The following is a 2,054-nucleotide window of genomic DNA, read 5'->3' on the forward strand; positions in this document are numbered from 1 at the left end:
ACCGGGACGAAGCGCTCGACCTGTACGAGCAGGGAATCTCGGTGGTTCACGGCGATCCGGAGTCAGCCGACGCGCTCCGAAACGTCCACGTCGAGGACGCCTACGCCGTCGTCGCCGACGCAACCGACGAACAGAACGCGAGTATCGCGCTCGCGGTCCGCGAGGTGTCCGAGACGGTCCGGGTCATCAGCCTCGTGGAGAACCCGGATTTGACGAACTACCTCCGCTACGCTGGTGCGGACCAGGTGTTCTCGCCGCGCCACCTCCTCGGCCAGAGCCTCGCCGAAAAAGTCACCGCCTCCGTGACGGCAGACCTCGGCGACACCGTCACCATCGGCGAGGACTTCGAGATCCTGGAGCTATCGATCCAGGCCGGGTCCGAAATCGCGGGCAGGAAGCTCGCGGAGAGCGGCGTTCGGGAACGAACCGGCGCGAGCATCATCGGCCTGTGGCGACGTGGGGAGTTTCAGAGTTCGCCTTCACCGACGACCGAACTGGACGGGAGCACGATTCTGCTCGCCGCCGGGCAGGAGCAGCAGCTCGAACGGCTGAAGGAGATGACCATCTCGGACGGCCGCGGTCCCATCCGTGGGTCGATAATCGTCGCCGGATACGGGGAAGTCGGTTCGACGGTCGAGGAGGCGATGCAGGAGAAGTCGATGCGGACGACCGTCGTGGACAAGACGGACAAATCCGGCGTGGACGTGCTCGGCGACGTTCGGAACGAAGACATACTCCTCGAGGCAGGAATCGAGTACGCCAACGCGATCATCTTCGCGCTCGCGGACGACACGACGACGATCTTCGCCACGCTCATCGCCCGGGAACTCGCACCCGGGGTCGAAATCGTCGCCCGCGCGAACGAGACGGACAACATCGGAAAGCTGTACAGCGCGGGCGCGGACTACGTCCTCGCCCTCGAAACGGTGAGCGGCCGAATGCTCGCCTCGACGATCCTCGAAGGCGAGGAGATCATCTCCCCCGACAAGCAGATCGAAATCCTGCGGACGACCGCACCACGGCTGGCGGGCCAAACCCTTCGGGACGCCGCCGTAAGAACGCGAACGGGGTGCACCGTCATCGCGATCGAGCGCGACGGCGAGGTCATCACCGACCTTGGGTCCAATTTCGTCATTCACGCGGACGACCAACTCATCATCGCCGGTACCGACGAGGACACGAACGAGTTCGCCGAGATCGCACAGTGAGTTCGGACCGGATCAGAACCGCCGGACGGTGGCGACCATCCAGACGATGAGGATCAGCGCGCCGACGGTCTCCGGAATCGCCAAGCCCGACCCGAGCCGGATTCCGACCGCCCACAGAATCCACGACGTGATATGGCTGACGGCGAGCCAAACGCTTCCCAGTCCCAACGTCCGTTCGTCGGCCACGATTCGCCCAGACCCGAGGAAGAAGAGGGCGTAGGTGAGTCCAGCGTAGAAAGTGATCGCCATGGGAAAGTGCAGGTTCGTCCCCTCGGGGAAGACACCGACGAAACCCATTCCGACAAACGAAACGAGGAGGACGACCGTTCCGACCGCGTCGAACCGGTTTTCGCGTCGCATCCAGAGTCCCCAGACGAACGGGAGCGCGAGTATCGCGCCGACGATGAGGCCACCGTTGAACAGCCACGCCGTCGATTCCCCCGCCGCGCCGAGGTCCGAAAGCGCGTCAAGCGTCCACGAGAACCGTGGCGAGATGAGAGTCGCGAGCAAGATCGCGCCGAAGGTGACGAGGGGGGCGGCAAGCCCACTCAGTTCGGGAATCGTTCGGGTTCGATTCATACACGATCGTCCGAACGGAATGCGATAAATCGTTCGTCTCACACGACGTGCGCGGCGACCCACCACGTCACGAACGCCTCGATGAACGCCGCGACGATGAAGACGGGGAGCAGTCCGAGCACGACGTAGTAGGCCCTGACGAGTTCGCCCGAGAACTCATCGACCGACGTTCGCCCCCGAACGTACGACAACGAGACGCCGCCGAGATGGAGACCGAGCGCGCCCGCGACCGACAGCCCGGGGATTTCGATGACGCCGTGCGGGAGG

The 2,054-nt window shown here is 64.4% G+C and carries 3 protein-coding genes; 1 reads left to right on the forward strand and 2 read right to left on the reverse strand.

Going from position 1 to position 2,054, the window contains the following annotated elements; translation table 11 throughout:
- Positions 1 to 1,208, forward strand: a 1,208-nt coding sequence (locus WBV42_RS09110) for a potassium channel family protein (protein WP_423985741.1), incomplete at its 5' end; no start/stop codon positions are given.
- A 12-nt stretch (positions 1,209 to 1,220) separates the two neighbouring features.
- Here WBV42_RS09110 and WBV42_RS09115 read toward each other — a convergent pair.
- Together WBV42_RS09115 and WBV42_RS09120 are read right to left on the reverse strand one after the other, a co-directional pair.
- Entirely contained in the window at positions 1,221 to 1,787 is a 567-nt protein-coding gene (locus WBV42_RS09115; RefSeq protein ID WP_423985742.1) for a DUF998 domain-containing protein, read from the reverse strand.
- A 38-nt stretch (positions 1,788 to 1,825) separates the two neighbouring features.
- The coding region (locus WBV42_RS09120) for a stage II sporulation protein M (protein ID WP_423985743.1) at positions 1,826 to 2,054 on the reverse strand (229 nt) is incomplete at its 5' end.

Origin of the sequence: Haladaptatus sp., from assembly GCF_049589095.1 — an archaeon.
Taxonomy (GTDB): Archaea; Halobacteriota; Halobacteria; order Halobacteriales; family Haladaptataceae; genus Haladaptatus.